General features: G+C 44.8%; 19 protein-coding genes and 2 pseudogenes. 5 read left to right on the top strand and 16 right to left on the bottom strand.

Annotated elements, in window-relative coordinates; all coding sequences use genetic code 11:
* Position 1 precedes the first annotated feature (1 nt).
* Entirely contained in the window at positions 2-955 is a 954-nt protein-coding gene (locus R2J37_RS05290) for a serine hydrolase (protein WP_316266435.1), read from the top strand.
* A gap of 46 nt (positions 956-1,001) precedes the next feature.
* Here R2J37_RS05290 and R2J37_RS05285 read toward each other — a convergent pair whose 3' ends face one another.
* From R2J37_RS05285 to R2J37_RS05270, 4 genes and pseudogenes are all read right to left on the bottom strand, one after another.
* Positions 1,002-1,439 carry a cupin domain-containing protein gene (locus R2J37_RS05285; RefSeq protein ID WP_316266434.1) on the bottom strand — a complete coding sequence of 146 codons (438 nt, stop codon included), beginning with the start codon at positions 1,437-1,439 and terminating at the stop codon, positions 1,002-1,004.
* A gap of 27 nt (positions 1,440-1,466) precedes the next feature.
* Entirely contained in the window at positions 1,467-2,153 is a 687-nt protein-coding gene (locus R2J37_RS05280; RefSeq protein ID WP_316266432.1) for a RibD family protein, read from the bottom strand.
* 149 nt (positions 2,154-2,302) lie between these two features.
* Positions 2,303-3,108, bottom strand: a pseudogene (locus tag R2J37_RS05275) (LysR family transcriptional regulator).
* 94 nt (positions 3,109-3,202) lie between these two features.
* A complete protein-coding gene (locus R2J37_RS05270; RefSeq protein ID WP_316266431.1) occupies positions 3,203-4,735 on the bottom strand; it encodes an ABC transporter ATP-binding protein in 1,533 nt (510 codons plus the stop codon).
* Here R2J37_RS05270 and R2J37_RS15270 point away from each other — a divergent pair.
* Positions 4,683-4,991, top strand: a pseudogene (locus R2J37_RS15270) (LysR substrate-binding domain-containing protein); the annotation flags it as partial. The gene R2J37_RS05270 and the pseudogene R2J37_RS15270 overlap by 53 nt on opposite strands.
* Before the next feature lie 48 nt (positions 4,992-5,039).
* Here R2J37_RS15270 and R2J37_RS05265 read toward each other — a convergent pair.
* On the bottom strand, positions 5,040-6,239 hold the full coding sequence (locus tag R2J37_RS05265) for a class I SAM-dependent rRNA methyltransferase (RefSeq protein ID WP_316266429.1): 1,200 nt from the start codon (positions 6,237-6,239) through the stop codon (positions 5,040-5,042).
* Positions 6,240-6,375: 136 nt separating this feature from the next.
* Between R2J37_RS05265 and R2J37_RS05260 the strand changes: the two genes are divergently transcribed.
* Positions 6,376-6,888, top strand: a complete 513-nt coding sequence (locus tag R2J37_RS05260; protein WP_316266427.1) for a ferritin — start codon at positions 6,376-6,378, stop codon at positions 6,886-6,888.
* A gap of 57 nt (positions 6,889-6,945) precedes the next feature.
* Here the strand turns inward: R2J37_RS05260 and R2J37_RS05255 are convergent, their stop codons facing one another.
* Positions 6,946-7,452: a transcription repressor NadR gene (locus R2J37_RS05255; protein WP_230106758.1), complete on the bottom strand. Its 507-nt coding sequence runs from the start codon at positions 7,450-7,452 to the stop codon at positions 6,946-6,948.
* Positions 7,453-7,669: 217 nt separating this feature from the next.
* Here R2J37_RS05255 and R2J37_RS05250 point away from each other — a divergent pair, with 217 nt between their 5' ends.
* Entirely contained in the window at positions 7,670-8,245 is a 576-nt protein-coding gene (locus tag R2J37_RS05250; RefSeq protein ID WP_230107534.1) for a biotin transporter BioY, read from the top strand.
* 27 nt (positions 8,246-8,272) lie between these two features.
* Here the strand turns inward: R2J37_RS05250 and R2J37_RS05245 are convergent, their stop codons facing one another.
* The 5 genes from R2J37_RS05245 to R2J37_RS05225 are packed head-to-tail and all read right to left on the bottom strand — an operon-like array spanning position 8,273 to position 12,791.
* A complete protein-coding gene (locus R2J37_RS05245; protein ID WP_316266425.1) occupies positions 8,273-9,796 on the bottom strand; it encodes an AMP-binding protein in 1,524 nt (507 codons plus the stop codon).
* 17 nt (positions 9,797-9,813) lie between these two features.
* Entirely contained in the window at positions 9,814-10,047 is a 234-nt protein-coding gene (locus tag R2J37_RS05240) for an acyl carrier protein (RefSeq protein ID WP_230106760.1), read from the bottom strand.
* Positions 10,048-10,076: 29 nt separating this feature from the next.
* Positions 10,077-11,477, bottom strand: a complete 1,401-nt coding sequence (locus R2J37_RS05235) for a condensation domain-containing protein (RefSeq protein WP_316266998.1) — start codon at positions 11,475-11,477, stop codon at positions 10,077-10,079.
* Complete coding sequence (locus tag R2J37_RS05230) at positions 11,477-12,421, bottom strand: alpha/beta hydrolase (protein ID WP_230106761.1); 945 nt, start codon at positions 12,419-12,421, stop codon at positions 11,477-11,479. Before R2J37_RS05230 ends, R2J37_RS05235 begins: the two co-directional genes overlap by 1 nt.
* 34 nt (positions 12,422-12,455) lie before the next feature.
* Complete coding sequence (locus R2J37_RS05225; protein WP_316266422.1) at positions 12,456-12,791, bottom strand: SCP2 sterol-binding domain-containing protein; 336 nt, start codon at positions 12,789-12,791, stop codon at positions 12,456-12,458.
* A gap of 212 nt (positions 12,792-13,003) precedes the next feature.
* Here R2J37_RS05225 and R2J37_RS05220 point away from each other — a divergent pair, with 212 nt between their 5' ends.
* A complete protein-coding gene (locus R2J37_RS05220; RefSeq protein ID WP_316266420.1) occupies positions 13,004-13,615 on the top strand; it encodes a TetR/AcrR family transcriptional regulator in 612 nt (203 codons plus the stop codon).
* A 34-nt stretch (positions 13,616-13,649) separates the two neighbouring features.
* Here the strand turns inward: R2J37_RS05220 and R2J37_RS05215 are convergent, their stop codons facing one another.
* From R2J37_RS05215 to ptsP, 5 genes are all read right to left on the bottom strand, one after another.
* Positions 13,650-15,233 carry an ABC1 kinase family protein gene (locus R2J37_RS05215; RefSeq protein WP_230106764.1) on the bottom strand — a complete coding sequence of 528 codons (1,584 nt, stop codon included), beginning with the start codon at positions 15,231-15,233 and terminating at the stop codon, positions 13,650-13,652.
* Positions 15,226-15,540, bottom strand: coding sequence for a phasin family protein (locus tag R2J37_RS05210; RefSeq protein ID WP_230106765.1), 315 nt, complete (start codon positions 15,538-15,540; stop codon positions 15,226-15,228). The genes R2J37_RS05215 and R2J37_RS05210 overlap by 8 nt, the downstream gene beginning before the upstream one ends.
* Before the next feature lie 42 nt (positions 15,541-15,582).
* Complete coding sequence (locus tag R2J37_RS05205; protein ID WP_230106766.1) at positions 15,583-15,969, bottom strand: diacylglycerol kinase family protein; 387 nt, start codon at positions 15,967-15,969, stop codon at positions 15,583-15,585.
* A gap of 47 nt (positions 15,970-16,016) precedes the next feature.
* Positions 16,017-17,312, bottom strand: coding sequence for an L-cysteine desulfidase family protein (locus R2J37_RS05200; protein WP_316266417.1), 1,296 nt, complete (start codon positions 17,310-17,312; stop codon positions 16,017-16,019).
* 78 nt (positions 17,313-17,390) lie between these two features.
* Positions 17,391-19,022 (bottom strand): phosphoenolpyruvate--protein phosphotransferase, encoded by a 1,632-nt coding sequence (ptsP, locus tag R2J37_RS05195; protein ID WP_316266415.1) that lies wholly within the window; start codon positions 19,020-19,022, stop codon positions 17,391-17,393.
* Positions 19,023-19,028: the final 6 nt, after the last annotated feature.

Below are 19,028 nucleotides of genomic sequence, written 5' to 3'. Positions count from 1 at the left end.
CATGAAAAAGAAAGTTATCATTCTGCTGCTCGTCCTTCTTGTAATCATCGGGACCTCTGCCGGTATCTTTATTCTGTATAACCAGGCAGTTGCAGACAAAAAAGAGAAAACTGCTGATCCTATTAAGATCGAGACCCCGGAGAAACCAACAGAACCGGAGGAAGAGCTTAAAAAAGAAGAAAAGCCTCAGCAACCGGAGGAACCGTCACCGCCTCCGGCAGAGACATCTTCCTCAAGCAAGGCGTCTGAGATCCAAAGCCGGCTGGAACAACTGGTCAATACAGAATACAATGCCGGAGGCAGCGTCGCTATATGCACAGGACGAGTGGATGAGAATGATCTGGCCTCAGTAAACAGCAGTCCCATGCAGGCTGCCAGCCTGATCAAGCTCTATGTCGCCGGCTGTGTATATGAGAATTATGAAAAAGTCACCGCCTATGATTCTTACGGCGGTGAGACAGAAACCCTTATTAAATCTATGATCACTGTCAGCGACAATACATCCTGCAATACACTGGTAAACCGATTGGGAGACGGTGTAGATCAGAACGGTATGGCACTGGTAAATCAGTACTGTGCCGCCCATGGCTTTTCTGATACGCATATGGGACGGCTGATGCTTCATCCCAACGATATAGATGACAATTATACATCTGTCAAAGACTGCTGCAACTTTCTCAAAATGGCGAATGCCGGCCAGCTGGAGGGAGCCTCCACTATCCTGGATTACATGAATCAGCAGGAACGCCGCGGCAAAATCCCCTCTGGTCTTCCTGCCGGTGTTTCCTCCGGAAATAAAACCGGGGAGCTTTCTGATGTGGAAAATGATGCCGCCATCGTATATGCAGACAGCGGCACCTATGTACTGTGCGTCATGTCACAGAATCTGTCTGACGCATATACTGCCAGACAGTTTATTATCCGCACTTCCAGTGTTGTATATGAAATGATGTAACCTTTTCAATGGGCAGGTACATGGCGAAAGCCGTACCTGCCTGATTTTATTCCAGATTTCCGTACTCATCATCTGTAACAGGTTCGCACCACTCATTTGAGGTATCTTCTCCCGGAGCCTCAAATGCAATATGGCTGAACCAGGAATCTTTCTTTGCCCCATGCCAGTGCTTCACACCCGCCGGAATATAGATGACGCTGCCCGGCTCCAAGCTGATCGGATCCTTTCCTTCTTCCTGGTACCAGCCCTCTCCGGCCGTACACAAAAGGATCTGTCCGCCGCCCTTGGCAGCGTGATGGATATGCCAGTTGTTGCGGCATCCCGGCTCAAAAGTTACATTGGAGATCATCAGCGGACACCGTCCCGGATCTGTCAAAGGATTCAGAAACGATTCGCCGATAAAGTACTGTGCAAAGTTAACATTTGCCTCCCCTTTTCCAAATACGTTTGCCTGTTCAAAATCTGTCTCGTTCAAATATCTCATTTTTATCCTCCACTATTTTTATTGATACTATTTCTTATTTTCCACCTGGTACCGCAGCCAGACGGCTCCATCGTCGTAAGACTCCACACTGGAAAGCTTCAAATGGAAAGGTTCCGTCTCCATAGGAAGCCCGTCAAATGCAGCTGCCATTCCTTTTCTTCCATCGATTCCCGGAGCCAGCAGGATGCTCACTTCATCTAAAAGTCCTGCCGCAAGAAAGCCTGCGTTGATGGCCCCTCCTCCTACAACGGACATCCTCTCAACGCCAAATTCATCAGCAAGAATTTCCACTGCCCGTTCAAGATTGATTCTTTCTTTTCCGCAGGCGATCCAGGAAATATTTCTTGCATCCAGATAGGCAAGATATTCTTTTGTGACCTGCTCGCTTGTAAGAATAAGAAGCGGAGTTTCACTGCCATCTTGCTCCGGCCAAAGCAGGGTTCCTTTTGTGTCTGTTACGACGCTGTAGCCCGCAGCGTCCGCCTTTTTTGAAAAACCTTCCTGTCCGAAAATATCCTGCTGTTCAGGTGTAAATGTCCCTTCTTCCGCCATTTCCAGCTGCGCTGTCACCCGTCCACTTAAGGAAGTCGGCGTATTCAGGGCATGGAGTGTTTCATAATACTCTTTTACTCCCTCCAGCTTTGCCGTCATTCCGCAGTCAATTCGTCCATCAACAGCTGTCATCATATGACAGATAATATGTGGCCTGTTCATTTTCTTCCATCATCCTTTCTATTTCCTAATTATTTATATGCACAAAAACAGGTGCCCCCGGATTGATCTTCTCTTTTCCGGCGACACCTATATTGTATTCCTGTTCTTTTCATATGTCCAATGCCTATGTTTTATACAGATATATGCAATTAACACATACTTTTTATGTGCTCTAAAAATTTACCGGCAGCTCCAAAGTTCGGCTGAAACTTCTTCCATGCAAGAACTGTCGTCATAGACAGCTCCGGATAAAGAGGTCTGAATACCATCCTGCTGTTTTCAAATAAATTGACAGCTCCCTCTACTGTCAGTGCAGAGGCAATTCCATCGGCTACCAGCATTACAACATTGGTTATGATATTATGAGTAGCAAAAATGTTCAGTCGGGAAAGCTTCTCTCCCATCCAGTTCTCCAGCTCTTTCTGCAGGGAGACACGGTCCGTGGTAATAAGGGGGATATCAAACAGATCTTCTTTTCCTTCATGCGGATATAATCAAACTTTGTCACATCGATAGGCTCCAGCAAAAATCCGAAATCAAGAAGCCCCTGCTCCAATCGTTCCTTTACATATTCAGCGCTGTTTGTATAAAGCTGATACTGCACTTTCGGATATTTCTTCCGAAAACTGTCCATTGCCAGTCCAAGAAAGCGCATGGTAAGCAGCCCGCCGCTTCCTATAGAAATCACGCCCTCTATGTCGGCCTGCTCTTCAAATTCACTTTCAATTTTATTCATCAAAGTTACGACCTCTTCCGCACGCCGGCGCAGCATGACGCCTGCATCGGTAAGCTGCAGATGTTTGCCCCGGACAAAAAGCTGCACTCCGATTTCTTCCTCCAGCTGCGCCATCTGACGGCTGAGGGTGGGCTGTGTAATGTGCAGAACCTCTGCTGCCCGCGTTATATTTTCTTCTCTGACAACTGCCAGAAAATATTGTAAGGCACGAATTTCCATGCAGATCCTCCTGTTTTTTGTTCTGCCTCAATTATAATGCACCTGTCCTGCCCCTGCAACGTCTGATTAACAGATTGATACTGCAGCATTTTTCTTAAGCTGCAAAGTTCCCTGTATATAGCTGATAATATTTTCCTTTTGCTGCAATCAGCTCATCATGAGTGCCCTTTTCGATGATGCGTCCCTGTTCCATTACCATAATGCAGTCCGAGTTTTTGACTGTAGACAGACGGTGGGCAATGACAAATGTTGTCCTTCCCTTCATCAGAGCATCCATTCCATCCTGCACCAGTTTTTCCGTACGGGTATCAATGGAGGAAGTAGCCTCATCCAGAATCAGCGCCGGCGGATCAGCCACAGCAGCACGGGCAATCGCCAGAAGCTGTCTCTGTCCCTGACTCAAATTAGCGCCGTCTCCGGTAAGCTGTGTCTGATACCCTTCCGGCAGGCGCCTGATAAAGCCATCGGCATTTGCCAGCTTTGCAGCGCGGATACATTCTTCATCTGTTGCATCCAGCTTACCGTAGCGAATATTATCCATAACCGTTCCGGTAAATAAATGGGTATCCTGCAGCACCATTCCCAGTGATCTTCTTAGATCCTGCTTTTTGATTTTATTGATATTAATACCGTCATAACGAATTTTACCATCTGCAATATCATAGAAGCGGTTGATCAGATTGGTGATTGTAGTCTTACCCGCTCCGGTAGCTCCTACAAAGGCAATCTTCTGGCCTGGTTTTGCCCAGAGACTGATGTTGTGCAGTACGATTTTATCATCCGTATATCCGAAATCCACATCATCAAAGACAACTTTTCCTTCCTGTTTTGTGTACGTAACTGTCCCGTCCGCCTTATGGGGATGTTTCCACGCCCACAGATTTGTGCGGACGGCTGATTCTGTAAGCTGGCCGTTCTCATCTTCTTTTGCGTTGACCAATTCCACATATCCGTCATCTTCCTCCGGTTCCTGATCCATCAGATCAAAGACTCTCTGCGCACCTGCTGCCGCATTGACAACAAAATTCAGCTGCTGGCTCACCTGCGTAATCGGATTGGTAAAGCTTTTATTCAGTCCCACAAATGCAATGACTGTTCCGATCGTAACTCCGGCAAGTCCATTTACCCCCAGGATAGCTCCCATAATCGCCACAAGCGCATAACTGATCCAGCCGATATTGGCGTTGACCGGCATCAGCAGATTGGCATAGGTGTTTGCCTTATCTGCACTGTCTCTTAACTTTTCATTTACTTTGTGAAACTCTTCTATGGCGGCCTGCTCATGGCAGAAGACTTTCACTACCTTCTGGCCATCCAGCATTTCTTCAATGAACCCGTCTACTGCTCCCAGGTCAATCTGCTGCCGGATAAAGTATTTTCCGGACAATCCGGATAATTTGGAAGTGACAAAAAGCATGACTGCAGCTGTCAAAATTGAGATCACCGTCAGCACCGGATTCAAAATCAGCATGGTAACCAACGTGGCTGTCATGGTAATCACTGAGTTAATGATCTGGGGAACGCTCTGACTTAGCAGCTGTCTCAAAGTATCTACATCATTCGTATAGACAGACATAATATCTCCGTGGGCATGTGTATCAAAATATTTAATCGGCAGCGCTTCCATTGCTTGTATCTGTTCGCCGGAACATCCGCTGGCCCAATATAAAACCCTGACACTAAGCCGGCTTTCCGGAAATTTTATTGCCTGTTCTCCCAGGCAGACATCCAGTTCTGTTTTTGCGGCTCACAGTCAGATTCTTACAAAGCTTCCCCCGGAGCAACACTATCTGACCGAGAATATTGAAAGCGCCTTTACACTGGCAAAGGCACAGATCGGCTATACTCTGTACCCGGATATTCCCCTGGCAAGGGAAGCCGGATTATGTTATATTCCTGTAACCGATCTGCCGAAAGTACCTTTTGGAGTATTATTCCCGGCACACCTGGAAAATGTAGAATTTCAAATAATAAGACTCATCTGCCGCCCACAGAATCGGATGATCAGCGGCCTGCGTCCGGAACTCCACCTGCCTCAACCGCACATGTGCTCCTGCCGCCGCCTGGCGTATGGTTTTTGTAAAAAGTTCAAAATCCATAAAATGAGAACAGGAACAAGTTGCCAGATATCCTCCGTCTTTGACAAGTTTCATTCCCCGGATATTGATCTCTCGATATCCCTTAACTGCATTTTTTATGGAATTTCTTGACTTTGTAAATGCAGGCGGATCCAGGATAACCAAATCGTATTCTTCTTTTTGCTCTACCAGCTTTGGAAGCAACTCAAACACATCTTCCGCAATAAATTTGACTTTTTCTTCCAGATGATTCAATTTTGCATTCTCTTCTGCCTGACGGACTGCCAGTTCTGAAGCGTCCACTCCAAGGACACTTCTGGCGCCGGCTGCACCTGCATTCAGCGCAAAGGAACCGGTATGGGTAAAGCAGTCCAAAACTTTTGCTCCCCTGCACAGTTTCTGGATTGCAAGACGATTATATTTCTGATCCAGAAAAAATCCTGTTTTTTGTCCATCTTTTACATCCACAATATATTTCACGCCATTTTCCACTATGGGCACAAAGGTATCAAATTCAGGACCGAAAAATCCTTTTGTTTTTTTCAATCCCTCTTTTTCTCTTTCTTTCGCATCGCTTCTCTCATAAATGCCCCGGATGCAGATTCCATCTTCTTCCAGCACCTCTTTTAAAAGTCCCATGACCCTTTCTTTCCTTCGGTCCATCCCAAGAGACAGTGCCTGAAATACCAGAACATCCGAGAATTTGTCTACAACCAGCCCCGGCAGGAAATCCGCCTCCCCGAACACAACACGGCAGCTGGAAGTATCCACTGTTTTCTTTCGATAATCCCATGCATCTGCAAGCCTCTTTCGAAAAAATTCCTCGTTGATATCCTGATCTTTATCTCTTGTAAGCATACGGACTCTTATTTTGGAATGGCTGTTGATATATCCTTTCCCCATGGGATAACCGTCAAAGTCATGCACCATTACAATATCCCCATCTTCAAAACTTCCCACGGTTGTCCCAATCTCATTGTCAAAAATCCATGCTCCTCCTGCTTTTAAGGAACGTCCCTCGCCTTTTTTTAATGTCACTAATGCCATACTCATATCCTTTTCCTCCTGTTGTATTTCCATCTTAAATCCCTCGCTGCCATTTGTAAATACAGGATTGTTTTTTCTATATTCCGGAGGTATACTGATATTGCAAAATATTTCATAATTATGATAAAGGAGTTGTTTGATCATGTTGAGTGAAAAAGTTTCACAGTTATTAAACACACAGGTAAATAAAGAGTTTTATTCCGCCTATCTTTACTTGAGTTTTTCAAACTTCTATAAAGAACAGGGGCTGGACGGTTTTGCAAACTGGTACCAGATCCAGGCACAGGAAGAAAGAGACCACGCTATGCTCTTTATCCAGTACATGCAGAATAACGATATTCCTGTTACCTTTGAATCCATAGACAAACCGGACGCTGTACTTTCCGAGAAAATGGATCCTCTGAAAGCAGGCTATGAGCACGAACAATATGTGACAGGACTGATCCATACCATTTATGAAGCTGCTTATGAAGCAAAAGATTTCCGTACCATGCAGTTCCTTGACTGGTTTGTAAAAGAACAGGGTGAGGAAGAAACAAATGCCAGCGACCTGATCAAAAAAATGGAGCTTTTCGGAGACGACGCCAAGAGCCTCTATATGCTGGATCAGGAATTGGGCGGAAGAACATACACTGCTCCGTCACTCACTTTGTAAATTTATCCTTTCCATTGTCGCAAAAAAGGTGCACAGACATCTGTGCACCTTCTCTATTTATTCTACCAGGAATCCTCTCTTTTTCAATTCACTTTCGATCATATCTAATGTCTCTTCACTGTCGGCAGTCACCTTATGATAATGATAGTTGGACGTAATATTTTTCAGAGGACTTGATTTCCCGCTGTGTATATCTTCCATAAATTCAGCCACCTTACGTCTGGAGCTGACATGAAGCGGCGCTTCCAGATGTCCGTAGACTCTGTGATTAACCATAACATTTTCTGCGCATCCTCCCAGGTCTACGATCGCGCACAGTTCTTCTTCCAGCTGTTCGTCTGTGTGCTGTACTTTAAAGACCCTGCTTACTTCCGCCGGACCATTTAGAATATACCCTCTGTTTGTAGAAATAATATCGTATCCCGAAGCCCGGATCAGTGCAATGTCCTGCACGATAACCTGACGGCTTACCTGATAGTCTTCTGCAAGCTGTTTTCCGGCAACCGGAACTTTGCTGTTTCGTATCTGCCGGATGATATTTTCTCTTCGCTCTGAACCAGTCATCTTTTTGTTACCTCCATCTCTAAAGAATTATATCACATTGTTCCTTTTTATGAAACCATGGAGAAATGAAACCATGGAGAAATGAAACCTTCGCTTTCTTGACAAGTTTACATGCCACTTTTATAATATAATTCGTTACAGTTCAATCGTATGCCAAAATGCATACTTTCACATAAGCAGGTGTATCATCTTGAAAGAATACTCTAAAGAAAAAACTATGCAAAAGCCGGAACGGAAAGTGCAGCAGCTTACTTTGTGCGGTCTTTTTACCGCGCTGACTGCTATCGGCGCCTTTATTCAGATCAGTATTCCTGTGGAGCCCTTTCCCATGCATTTTACTCTGCAGTTTTTCTTTTCACTGCTCGCCGGGTTTGTACTTGGCGGCAGACTTGGCGCTTTAAGCGTGGGAATCTATCTTCTCATCGGCTTATGCGGAGTACCTGTATTTGCATCAGGCGGAGGCCCTTCCTATCTCCTGAAGCCAACCTTCGGCTTTCTCTTAGGATTTGTCTTTGCCGCCGGTGTTACCGGATGGCTGTCTGAAAAGTTTCCTCCTCAAAAAATATGGGGATACCTTTTCATTTCAACTGCCGGATTTGCAGTGATGTATCTTTCCGGAAACTTATATTTTTATTTTGTCAGCAACTATGTTATCCATGTTCCGGTTTCCTGGAAACTTGTTCTCATAAACTGCTTTTTCCTTACGGCTGCCGGCGATTATCTTTTATGTATTCTGGCTTCCATCACAGCCAGACGGCTTCTTATCCTGAAAAAAAAGATACTTTCCAACTGACAGATATTCAGATTGGAAAGTATTTTTTTACTGCTGTCTTTTTATTTTGCGGGAGGTGGTTTTTTCAAACTCTTGCTCTCGTACCTTTAATCTATATATCCTTTTATGCAAAGGCGCACTTTGATTATAGTCATCAATTAGTTTCTGAAGTGCTGATTTTATATCTTTTATATGTTTCTTTTTCACATATTCTTCGCTCGGAAATATTTCCGCTTCAATCACTCCATCACATTCTCTCACCAGAACTTCCTGTACGAGACGGCTTTCACCCAATTTATTTTCCAACTCTTCCGGCGATACGTTTTCCCCGTTTTTTGTAATGATCAGATTTTTCTTTCTTCCTGTCAGGAATACAAAACCCTCTTCATCCACATACCCCAGATCCCCTGTCTTCAGCCAGCCATCTGACAGTGTTTCCTTCGTTTCATCCGGCATCTTATAATATCCCTGCATGACGCTGCTTCCTTTTACCCAAAGTTCGCCGTCCACAGTCTTTGCCCTGCAATTCGGAAGAAGCTGTCCTACGCTTTCTTTTTTCATGTTCCAGCTTACATTATTACTGATAACCGGCGCACATTCCGTCATTCCGTATCCTTGCAGAATTGTGATCCCATAGCGTTTAAAAAGATCAATATAATCCGGATTCAGATAAGCGCCTCCGCTGCAGATTGTGTGAAGCTGCTTTCCAAATACTTTTGCCTTCACAATAGCCGGCGGGATCAGGGATGCATCCTCCAGCTTCCTTGCCAGTGTTTCAATCATAAGCGGAACCATTAAAATCATTTCCGGCTGAAACAGCTTGATATTTTTGGCAACTCTCATAAGGGAGTCGTTGATGCATACCACCGCTCCCAGAGACATTCCCTTTAGGATATCCATACTCAGACAATAAGCGTGATGGATGGGAAGGACAGATAAAAGCACCGTTTTCTCCGGAATCTTCATATCCAGGCAGGTAGCGTTTTCTGCCATGTTTCTGTGTGTCAGCATGACGCCTTTGCTCTTTCCCGTCGTTCCGGACGTAAACATGATGGTACAGAGCTGATCCGGATCCGGCATTTCCTGGAAACTGCCCCTGTTTTCTTCCAAAAGACCTGAAAAGGACAGAACCTTATCGCTTTCTCTTCTTCCGACTTGTTCCTTTTGCATGGAAATAATATCCTTCAATTTCGGACAGACTTTCTCCGCCATTTCCTGCACATCTCTGCGGCAGTCGTCCGCCACCAGCACCGTAACATCTGCGCGATTTATTAATTCACAGACTTCGTCTGCCGGAAGCGAGACATCCAGCGGCACCGCTACACTTCCGCTGTTTACAGTTCCAAAGTAGGCAGTCAACCATTCATAAGATGTCTTTCCGATCACAGCCACATGGTTCCCCTTTTGTCCCAGGCTTTCAAGGGTACGTGAAAATGCTTCACTGTCCTCTTTCAGCTGAGTATATGTCCTGGACACAATTTCATTTTTCCCGGCTTTATACCTCACTGCATCCTCTGAACCATATTTTTCTTCTGTACGTGTCAATATCTCACGAATTGTAGTACAAATCATTTTCCTGATCCCTTCCCTTACTTTTCTGCTGTCAGCTTCTCCAGATAGTCTGCCGCTTCCTGTACAGTGCGGATATCAGCTGCCTCCGTCTGCTCGATCTCCACATCAAATTCTTCCTCAAGTTCGCCCAGCATACTCATAAAATCAAAAGACGTGAATCCAAGATCTTCTATAAAACGGGAGTCCGGATGTATATTTTCCTGTTCCACTTCCACATATTCACAAATAATTTCTGTCAGTTTTTCAAACATTTCCTTTTCCTCTTTTCATAAATTTATGACTAAATCAACTTAATAATTTCTCCAATCTTAAGATTTGGATTTTCCACACCTTTGAACATGATCTTGCAGAGATAATAGTACAGGTATTCCAGGTCTTCTCTTGATACTGCTTTCACCTGATGTTCAAAATTAAAATCCAGTCCGTTATCTTCCGGTCTGTGCATGACCGTCAGATACATCGCCTGCGTTGTGGCTCCGTTGGGATACCATTTTGTCTTATATTTAATATCCCCCAGCTGCTCCAGCCCCTTTTCTTTCAGTGTCATAGGCTGATAGGTCAGCGACATCGGCTCATAAGTAAGGCCCGGTTCATGAGGATATACCATTGCCCGATGCGCAAAATATTCAACCGGATCATAATTTGCATGGCGGAAATATTCATTTTGTTTATCCCGGATCTCATAAATCCCCTCCAGAAAGCTCTTCTCCCCAGATATGATGGTCCGGAACGGAAAAGAATGGATCCTCGTACCTCCCGACTTTTTTTCTTTCAGCGTTGCTCTTCTTGCAATTGCCATATTGATGGACACATCGTCATTTCCATTCATTTTCTGAAAATAAGTCCGAAGTCCCATCATGAGCAGACAAGCCAAAGAGACATGGTTCTCTTCGCAGAATGCCATAAGTCTCCTGGTCGGTTCTTCCTCCAGATGGAAAATATCAATGGCGGAATCTACGGAATCTGACGTATTAAAAGCTGCCCTTAATGTGGGATCATTATAGTTTTTTCTGGCCTCTTCAAGTTTTTCCGGTCCTCTCAGCCCGTTGTATATAGGCTCTGACTCTTCAATCATCTTCTCAAAGAATTCCCTGTCTTTTTGCTGCGCTCTGCTTCCCGCCTCATAGGCAAGATCTCTTTGAATCTGCTCCACATAGGAAGCCATGTCCTTAGGATACGGAACCCCCTCATATTTAGCGTTGCAGTACAGCTCAATAATATCTTTCAGAAAAGCGATCAAAGACTGGGCGTCCAATGTCCTATGATCTCCGAGAAGATATATACCGTTATAGCCATCCGGCATGCGGATCATAACAATCCGGTTCATGGGAGAATCTTGAAGTCTGAAGGGTACCTTGGTCCAGGACTTCATCTCTTCTTCTGCTTCTTCCATGGTTCGTCCGGAAAAATCTACAAATTCTATTTCCCTTTCTTCTTGATCCACAATGTACTGATAAATGCTCCCGTCTTTATCTTTTGCAAAACGTACCCGCATTCCTTCACTCCGCTCATAAGCCTTATAAATAGCCTGTCGCAGCACATCCCAGTCAATATCTGTTTCAATAGTCAGACTGGTTCCGATATTCAGAACTTCCTTTTTCGGGCATTTTTCCTGATAAAAGAAATGAAATTTCTGTGCGGCAGTCAGCGGATATACCGGATATCCTTTTCGTTTTCTCATCATTTTATAATTCCTCCTATAAATGCATTGAGGGCTTCTTCATACATTTCTCTCTCTTTATAATAGCTTTCTGCATGTCCGGCTCCCGGCACGATCAACTTTGATTTTAGAGCCCCGTAATTCTCATAAATCTCTTCACACATAGAGCAGGGGACAAATCTGTCCTTCTCTCCATGGATCAAAAGAGCTGGAACTTTGGCCTTTCTTACTTCCCGGGCTGCATTGCATTCGTCCAGGCCGTATCCTGCCCGGCGTTTGTTTACCCGGTCTGCAATGGGGATCATGGGAAAAGCAGGAAGATGGTACATCGTTTTCAGCACATGAGTAAATACATATTTCGGTGAAGTAAAGGCGCAGTCGGATACGATTCCCTTTACCTGTTCAGGAAGCTCAAGCCCTGCCGTCATCAAGACAGTCGCTCCTCCCATGGATGTACCATGAAGAAGGATCTGTACCTCTTCCCCTGCCTCGTCTATCATCCACCGGATCCATTCCAGCGCATCCCACCGATCCGCACATCCAAATCCTATGTATTCCCCTTCACTCTGCCCATGGGCGCGTTCATCTGCCAGAAGCATGCGAAATCCTTTTTCCAGATAGTATTTTGAAAGTCCGATATAGTCGCTCATTCCCTGGCTCGTATATCCGTGGAAACAGATTACTGCCTTATTTCCTTCTTCTCCTTTAAAGTAAGTCCCATGGAGCTTTAAACCGTCTTTAGATTTTATATATACATCTTTGTGCGGCTGAGACAGCATCCACTTTTTTCTCGCTTTCATAAAAGGTTCATACTGATGCCAGTCCGTGCCTGACATCTTGATCGTACGCTCGGTCTTTGCCTCTGACCTCTTCATAGTGCGTCGGTAGAAATAGGCGGTTCCTCCTATTCCGGCAGATGTCAGGCTAAGAAGCGCTGCTGCCGCTGTTTTGATCACTCGTTTCATTTCTTCACCGATCCTTTTCCTGTTTTACCTTTTTCTATTTCTTTTTCCTGCTGTCAATAAACTGTTTCAGTTTTAAAGCTTTCTCTATATTTCCTTCTACTTTCAGTTTTCCAAGGGTTACCGCCAGGATCGGATCCTGCTTCCCGGCTGCTATCTTCATCAAAGTCTCTGCTGTACAGATAAACATGGCATCCCTGTCAAAATATTCATAAGGCTCTACATACAATTTCCCTTCTTTTACTTCCACATAAAAAATTCCTTCTGCCTCCCCTGTAATATTAAACTGATAGGCCAGGTGCTCGGTTATATCGCTTACATCCGCCTCCATGAACATTCCTTTTACCTCTGCAAACATATCTGCATAAGTCATTCTACATTTTCCTCCTTTTTTCGACCGTCGGTCGTATATTTTATGCTGTTAAAATACCATCTTTTCGACTATCGGTCAATAGTGATTACGCTAAAATACCGTGGAGATTTTCCGTCATTTTTGTAAGGATTTTCATTGGCTTTTCTGATACATCTGTGCTATACTAAGCTGTAAATCAAAATGACAGCAGCAGAAAGGAAAAGGCGAGGCAGATGGCCAATCAGGCAAAATACGAAAAAATTTTGGATGCACTTCAGACTCTTCTGGAAGACCGCAGCATACAGACAATATCCGTCAGCGAAATTGCGCAGACTGCCGGTATCGGGAAAGGCAGTATCTACTATTACTTTCCGTCCAAAAATGCGATCCTGGATGCACTGATCCAAAGAAATTACGAAAAGCCCATACAAACTGCCCGCAGTCTTACAAGCCAGCCGGATATTTCTCCTTTTACACGCATGGCAATGATCTTCCAGGCATGCCGCAATTCTTCTTCTGAATTTTTGAAATCCGAAGGAACGACTGCATCCGGCGCTCAGGAAAAGGCCTTTCTGCATCAAAAATATTTAAATCATCTGATTTCCGAACTAAAGCCGGAGCTGGCAGCGATCATACGTCAGGGAATTGAGAGAGGAGAAATCCATTTCGACCATTCGGAAGCCCTGGCCGAAATTGTCTTGATTGTTTTGACCGTAAAATTGGATAACACACTGATTCCATCTACACGTGAGGAAATAGAAGATACCATTGCCGGCCTTGTCTCTCTTCTTGAAAAAGGGACAGAAAATCCGACCGGATCCTTAAATTTTTTAATGACAATATAAAAAGCCGAGACAGTGTTCATAAACTGTCTCAGCTTTATTTTTTTGAAAAAAGATGTTTGATAAATACATACATAACAATTCCAAAAGCGATAAGATATCCCAGCGCTCCCAGTGCCGGGATTCCCCATATCTTTGGCTTCATATCTGTTGTACAGATAATACTGGAACTGATAAGAAGCGCCATTACCCACAGTCCCATTACAATATTCTGCACCATTCTTCTTAGAAGCCGTGAAAGTTCTGTGGAAGCATGGAGATCCAGATTAACGCGCGTCTGACCCTTCAGATATCCCTGTACGGCATCGGCTACAAGGGTCGGAATATCAAGCGCTCTGTGAAAAGCCCGGTAAAAACTTTTTCCGCTGCTTTTCAGCTCCTTCTTCCAATCAAAATTTTTCAGCAGACTTTCCTTGATCCTTCCGGCAGCAATCTCAACCATATTGATCTCCGGTGAAATTTCTGCCAGCACCCCTTCCATGTGTGTCAGACCTCTTGCAAGCATCGTAAGGCCATGAGGCATAATAATTCCATTTTCCTTCATGACATCCATGAGATCCATAGTGATGGCAGCGACATCAATATTCCCCATATCCACTCTTCCATATTTGGATAAAAGGTTGTTGATATCCTCATACAGACGGCTGGGATCCGGCGGTTCCTTGAACTCGCCCAGAATCATAACTGCATCCTGAATCATTCCAATGTCATTTGCAGCCACACCGCGCACAGCCTTTGCAATCTGCTCCCTGTCTCTCTCTGTAAGCCGTCCCATCATCCCCATGTCAATCCATATGATCTTGCCGTCACGGATTCTTAAGTTACCGGGATGGGGATCCGCATGAAAAAAGCCGTCCTCAATGATCTGCTTCATATAATTATCTGCAAGTTTACTTCCAATCTCTTTCAGATCATAGCCGTTCTCCAGAAGCGCTGTCTTATCATCAACCTCAAATCCATCAATATATTCCATAACAAGGACATGAAGGGTCGTATATTCCTGATAAAGAACGGGAGTCCCCACAAAGGAAATTCCTTCATTTTTCTTGGCAAACTCTTCCATGTTGGCCGCTTCTGTAAGAAAGTTCATTTCCTCACGGGTCACATCCCAAAGCTCATTTAAAACCATGTCAATATCCACCATGCCCTTGATAGTGGCAGACGGAATCAGCTTTGCCGCTTTTCTAAGCAACGCAATGTCCCGGGCCATCATCTCATAAATTCCCCTTCGCTGCACTTTAATCACAACGGGAGATCCGTCCTTTAATACAGCCCGGTGCACCTGTGCGATAGAGGCAGAACCGAGAGGCTTTTCACTGATTTCCTTAAAAATAGTCCCCCAGGCACAGCCATAAGAATCTTCTATCACATCAGAAACTTCTGAAAAAGGCATCGGTTTTACATCTGATCTTAATTTCATCAGCTCATCGCAGTATTTTTTTGGAAGAATATCAGAATGCATGGACATGATCTGTCCGATCTTGATATAAGTCGGTCCCAGATCTTCCAGGATCAGCCTTAATTTTTCCGGAGTCAGCCCTCTGGTGATCTCATACTTTCGAAGGATATCCACCATTTCCCGAAGCCGGCTTTTATATTCTCCGGATTCTTTTTTACTCATCGGATTCCTCAGCCTCTTTTGCAAGAATACGGTCCTTCAAAGCCTGTATCTGCTCCGGCGTCATTTTATCCAACAGCTCGTCCAACTCCTCCGGAGAGGAAGCTTTGACAGAGACATTGACCTTATCTTTCATCGTTTTTTTGATATTATGCTTCAATTCTTCATTAAGGGCTTTTCCCTGCTCTACAGTCAATTCCCCTTTTTTTACCATTTCATCCAGCACTTCTTTTGACTTTTCTGTCGTTACTGCCACTGCTCCAATCCCTGCCAGCAGTATCTTTTTCATGCCATCTCCAAAATTTTCCATTGTCCAGTCTCCTTTCTACCCAATCTGATATATTCCGGTTTCCTATATGAAAATCTGATCCGCAAACCGCAAAAATTCCGGAACAAAGATCATAACTCCTGCCACTGCAGCCATAATAGAGGCGATCAGGACTGCCCCGGCGGCAGCATCCTTTGCCAGCTTTGCCAGCGGTCTTCTCTCCTCCGTCACAAGATCTACCACTGCTTCCACTGCTGTATTCACCATTTCCAGCGCCATGATGAGTCCAAACAAACTAAAACACAGGCACCATTTTATCACGGAAATCTGAAAAAAAATACCGGCTGCAATAACCAGGATCATCATGCAGCAGTGAATCTTCATATTTCTCTCTTTTTTTATGACTGCAAATATTCCCTCAAATGCATAACCAAAACTTTTGTAAATGGGATCCTTTTTGGGCTTTTCCATATAGTTTTTCCTCCCGGAAACAAATTGTATAATCATTATAGCAGATTTTAAGAGAAAAATCTTCGTTTGCCTTCAAATATCTCCACAATTGTCTTTTCTGTTCCTGTCATGCCAGGCGAAGCGATCAGCCCCATATTTCGCATTGTCTCCTCCGGTGTTTTTCCGTTAATTCCGTGTACATCGTCAATATAGATTCCATGCATTGCAAAATCTACGGATTTATATGCCGCATCCACTGCTGCGATTCCCTTCATCGTACACCCCTGATTTCCCCCGTCACAGATCATTCCTGTAATACTGCTGGCCATATTGTTTAGGGTATGGGCCATCATTTCCACTGTGCCTCCCCTTAAATATACGAGAGCGCATGCCATGCCTGATCCTGCTGCAATGGCACAGCCGCAGAATGCGGACAATTTTCCCGAGTATTCCTTAATATACATACAGACAAGATAGCTAAGAGCCGTTGCCCTCAAGAGCTGTTCTTTCGTATATCCGTTTACCTTATACGCTCCATATAAAGGCATTGTCGCAATAATTCCGTGGGCGCCTGACCCGGTAATACTCATAGCGGGCTTATCCAGACCTATTACTCTTGCCTCAATCGCCGCATTACACAAAAGCGAAGCTGTCGCCTGCTCATCTTTGGAAATTTCTTTTCCATCGTTCATGTTAAGAAGCCGACGGGCAAATGTAGTTCTTGGACTTTCCAGCCCTTCATGGAACAGCGCCAGATTTGTTTGATATGCTTCTTCTATAAAGGAAATCTCCTCAATCGGCACGGAATCAGCATATTCATAAAGCTCCTTTAATGTATAGCGATGAATCGGGTGTACTGTCTCCTCTTCTTCCTGTACCGGGTAACTGTCCTTCGGCTCCGTTCCAAAGACTTCCTTTCCATTTACAGTAATTTCTGTAATGTTGGTGTGAGAGTCCCGAATCGTCACACATGCTGCATCTTCTGCTGTTTCCACCTCCGCTTTAATAAAAATCCGGCTCGTAATCCCCTCCAGTCTGGCTGTTATCTTTCCTTCTTCCAGCATTTTTCTTGCTTCCTGTACATCTGCATCCTTTACATCCGCCAGAGATTCCAGTCCCTTATCCGGGTCGGCAGCCACTGCTCCAAGAGCGGCCGCAAAGGCACTCCCCACTTCAGTTGTTCCGGGGATCCCACATGTGAAGGCGTTCTTGTACATTCCGCTGTTCATGGATACTGTAACCTTCTCTACTGTCCCCTTTGTATAGCTTTTTGCTTTCGCCACCGCAAAAGCAATCGCTCCCGGCTCTGTTACCCCAAGCGCCGGCTTCATATCATCCTTTATCATCTGTGAAAGTTCATGCATAATGAATCTCCTCCTTTTCTCTCATCATACAATAGAATGCTCCCCGGAATCAAGGACACAAATAAGGGACGGAAGTTTTTAAAAACCTCCGTCCCCTATTTTCGTCTTTCTGATAATCTCCCGGATCGGCAGCACGCTTCCCGGTGATACCGACAATTCGTCCACGCCCATTTTCAGGAATGTTTCCGTCAAAGTTGTATCTGCGCCAAGCTCCCCGCAGATGCCTACCCAGCAGTTTTCTTTATGACCGTTTTCCACTGTCATACGAATCATTTCCAAGACTGCCGGATGATGAGAATCATAAATGTTATCCAGCTTTGCATTCTGACGGTCAATCGCCAGAGTATACTGGGTCAGATCATTTGTTCCAAGACTGAAGAAATCCACTTCCCTGGCAAGCTGTGCGCTGATCATAACCGCCGCCGGCGTTTCAATCATAACGCCCTGTTCCACATCCCCGTATGGAATGCCCTTTTCATCCAGCTCTGCCTTGATCTCTTCCACATATTTCTTTGCCTGGAGCACTTCATTTACAGAGATGATCATGGGATACATGATGCCAATGTTTCCATATGCGCTGGCACGAAGCAGCGCGCGGAGCTGTGTCTTAAAAATCTCCGGGCGGTCAAGACAGATGCGGATCGCCCGATATCCCATTGCCGGATTTTCTTCATGATCCAGATTAAAATAATCTGCCTGTTTATCGGCCCCGATATCCAGCGTACGGATGATCACCTTCTTGCCTGCCATGGTCTCTGCCACCGTGCGGTATGCCTGGAACTGTTCTTCTTCTGTCGGGAAGGTATCTTTTTCCAGATACAAAAATTCACTCCGAAAAAGCCCTATGCCGTCCGCATCATTGGCAAGCACTCTTGCCACATCGCCCACACTGCCGATATTGGCGTAAAGCCGGATTTTCTTTCCATCAAGGGTGACGTCTTCTTTACCCTTCAGCTGAAGAAGCAGTTCTCTTTGCCGTTCTTCCTCTCTTTTCTTCTCCTGATAAGAAGCAAGGAGTTCCTCGTCAGGCTCTACGATCAATTCACCCTTTACCCCGTCAATCACTGCCATCTTCCCATTCATTTCTTCACTGACCGGAATACCGATCAAGGCGGGAATATTCATTGTACGTGCCAGAATAGCCGTATGGGAATTAGAAGAACCAAGCTCTGTCACAAATCCAAGCAGTTTGGATTTGTCCATCTGAACAGTCTCGCTGGGCGCCAGATCCTTTGCCGCCAGGATCACAGGCTCATCGCCCAGTTCTCCGTCTGCATTCTTCCCCTGAAGGATCCTTACGACACGCTCCGCAATATCCTTGATATCTGCAGATCTTGCCTGAAAATATTCATCATCCATCTGTGAAAACATCAGCGAAAAATTATCTCCCGTGGAAGCAACCGCATATTCCGCATTGACTTTCTGTGCTTCAATCATGTTTTTGATGGAATCGTTAAAATCATCGTCCTCCAGCATCATTCCATGTACTTCAAAAATAGCGGCGCCTGTCTCTCCTACTTCTTTCAGCGCTTTTTCATAAAGGGCATTCAACTGTTTCGACGCCTGTTCTTTCGCTTCTTCATAGCGTGTCCATTCCGCCTCTGTATCCGTAATGCTCCTTCTTTGCACCATCTGTTCTTCTTTGGAATAATAGAGGATCTTACCTATAGTAATTCCTTTCAGAATTGATTTCCCCTGATAAATTTTCATGGCGCA

This window comes from Claveliimonas bilis, from assembly GCF_030296775.1.
Classification (GTDB): Bacteria; Bacillota; Clostridia; order Lachnospirales; family Lachnospiraceae; genus Claveliimonas; species Claveliimonas bilis.
The sequence above is the reverse complement of the archived record's forward strand: the minus strand, read 5'-3'. Positions and strand labels throughout refer to the sequence as shown.

What these genes read in the sequence shown, in the direction of transcription:
- R2J37_RS05290 (WP_316266435.1), top strand. Translation starts at nt 2, where the DNA reads ATGAAAAAGAAAGTTATCATTCTGCTGCTCGTCCTTCTTGTAATCATC.
- R2J37_RS05285 (WP_316266434.1), bottom strand. Translation starts at nt 1,439, where the DNA reads ATGAGATATTTGAACGAGACAGATTTTGAACAGGCAAACGTATTTGGA.
- R2J37_RS05280 (WP_316266432.1), bottom strand. Translation starts at nt 2,153, where the DNA reads ATGAACAGGCCACATATTATCTGTCATATGATGACAGCTGTTGATGGA.
- R2J37_RS05270 (WP_316266431.1), bottom strand. Translation starts at nt 4,735, where the DNA reads ATGGAAGCGCTGCCGATTAAATATTTTGATACACATGCCCACGGAGAT.
- R2J37_RS05265 (WP_316266429.1), bottom strand. Translation starts at nt 6,239, where the DNA reads ATGAGTATGGCATTAGTGACATTAAAAAAAGGCGAGGGACGTTCCTTA.
- R2J37_RS05260 (WP_316266427.1), top strand. Translation starts at nt 6,376, where the DNA reads ATGTTGAGTGAAAAAGTTTCACAGTTATTAAACACACAGGTAAATAAA.
- R2J37_RS05255 (WP_230106758.1), bottom strand. Translation starts at nt 7,452, where the DNA reads ATGACTGGTTCAGAGCGAAGAGAAAATATCATCCGGCAGATACGAAAC.
- R2J37_RS05250 (WP_230107534.1), top strand. Translation starts at nt 7,670, where the DNA reads ATGCAAAAGCCGGAACGGAAAGTGCAGCAGCTTACTTTGTGCGGTCTT.
- R2J37_RS05245 (WP_316266425.1), bottom strand. Translation starts at nt 9,796, where the DNA reads ATGATTTGTACTACAATTCGTGAGATATTGACACGTACAGAAGAAAAA.
- R2J37_RS05240 (WP_230106760.1), bottom strand. Translation starts at nt 10,047, where the DNA reads ATGTTTGAAAAACTGACAGAAATTATTTGTGAATATGTGGAAGTGGAA.
- R2J37_RS05235 (WP_316266998.1), bottom strand. Translation starts at nt 11,477, where the DNA reads ATGAGAAAACGAAAAGGATATCCGGTATATCCGCTGACTGCCGCACAG.
- R2J37_RS05230 (WP_230106761.1), bottom strand. Translation starts at nt 12,421, where the DNA reads ATGAAACGAGTGATCAAAACAGCGGCAGCAGCGCTTCTTAGCCTGACA.
- R2J37_RS05225 (WP_316266422.1), bottom strand. Translation starts at nt 12,791, where the DNA reads ATGACTTATGCAGATATGTTTGCAGAGGTAAAAGGAATGTTCATGGAG.
- R2J37_RS05220 (WP_316266420.1), top strand. Translation starts at nt 13,004, where the DNA reads ATGGCCAATCAGGCAAAATACGAAAAAATTTTGGATGCACTTCAGACT.
- R2J37_RS05215 (WP_230106764.1), bottom strand. Translation starts at nt 15,233, where the DNA reads ATGAGTAAAAAAGAATCCGGAGAATATAAAAGCCGGCTTCGGGAAATG.
- R2J37_RS05210 (WP_230106765.1), bottom strand. Translation starts at nt 15,540, where the DNA reads ATGGAAAATTTTGGAGATGGCATGAAAAAGATACTGCTGGCAGGGATT.
- R2J37_RS05205 (WP_230106766.1), bottom strand. Translation starts at nt 15,969, where the DNA reads ATGGAAAAGCCCAAAAAGGATCCCATTTACAAAAGTTTTGGTTATGCA.
- R2J37_RS05200 (WP_316266417.1), bottom strand. Translation starts at nt 17,312, where the DNA reads ATGCATGAACTTTCACAGATGATAAAGGATGATATGAAGCCGGCGCTT.
- ptsP (WP_316266415.1), bottom strand. Translation starts at nt 19,022, where the DNA reads ATGAAAATTTATCAGGGGAAATCAATTCTGAAAGGAATTACTATAGGT.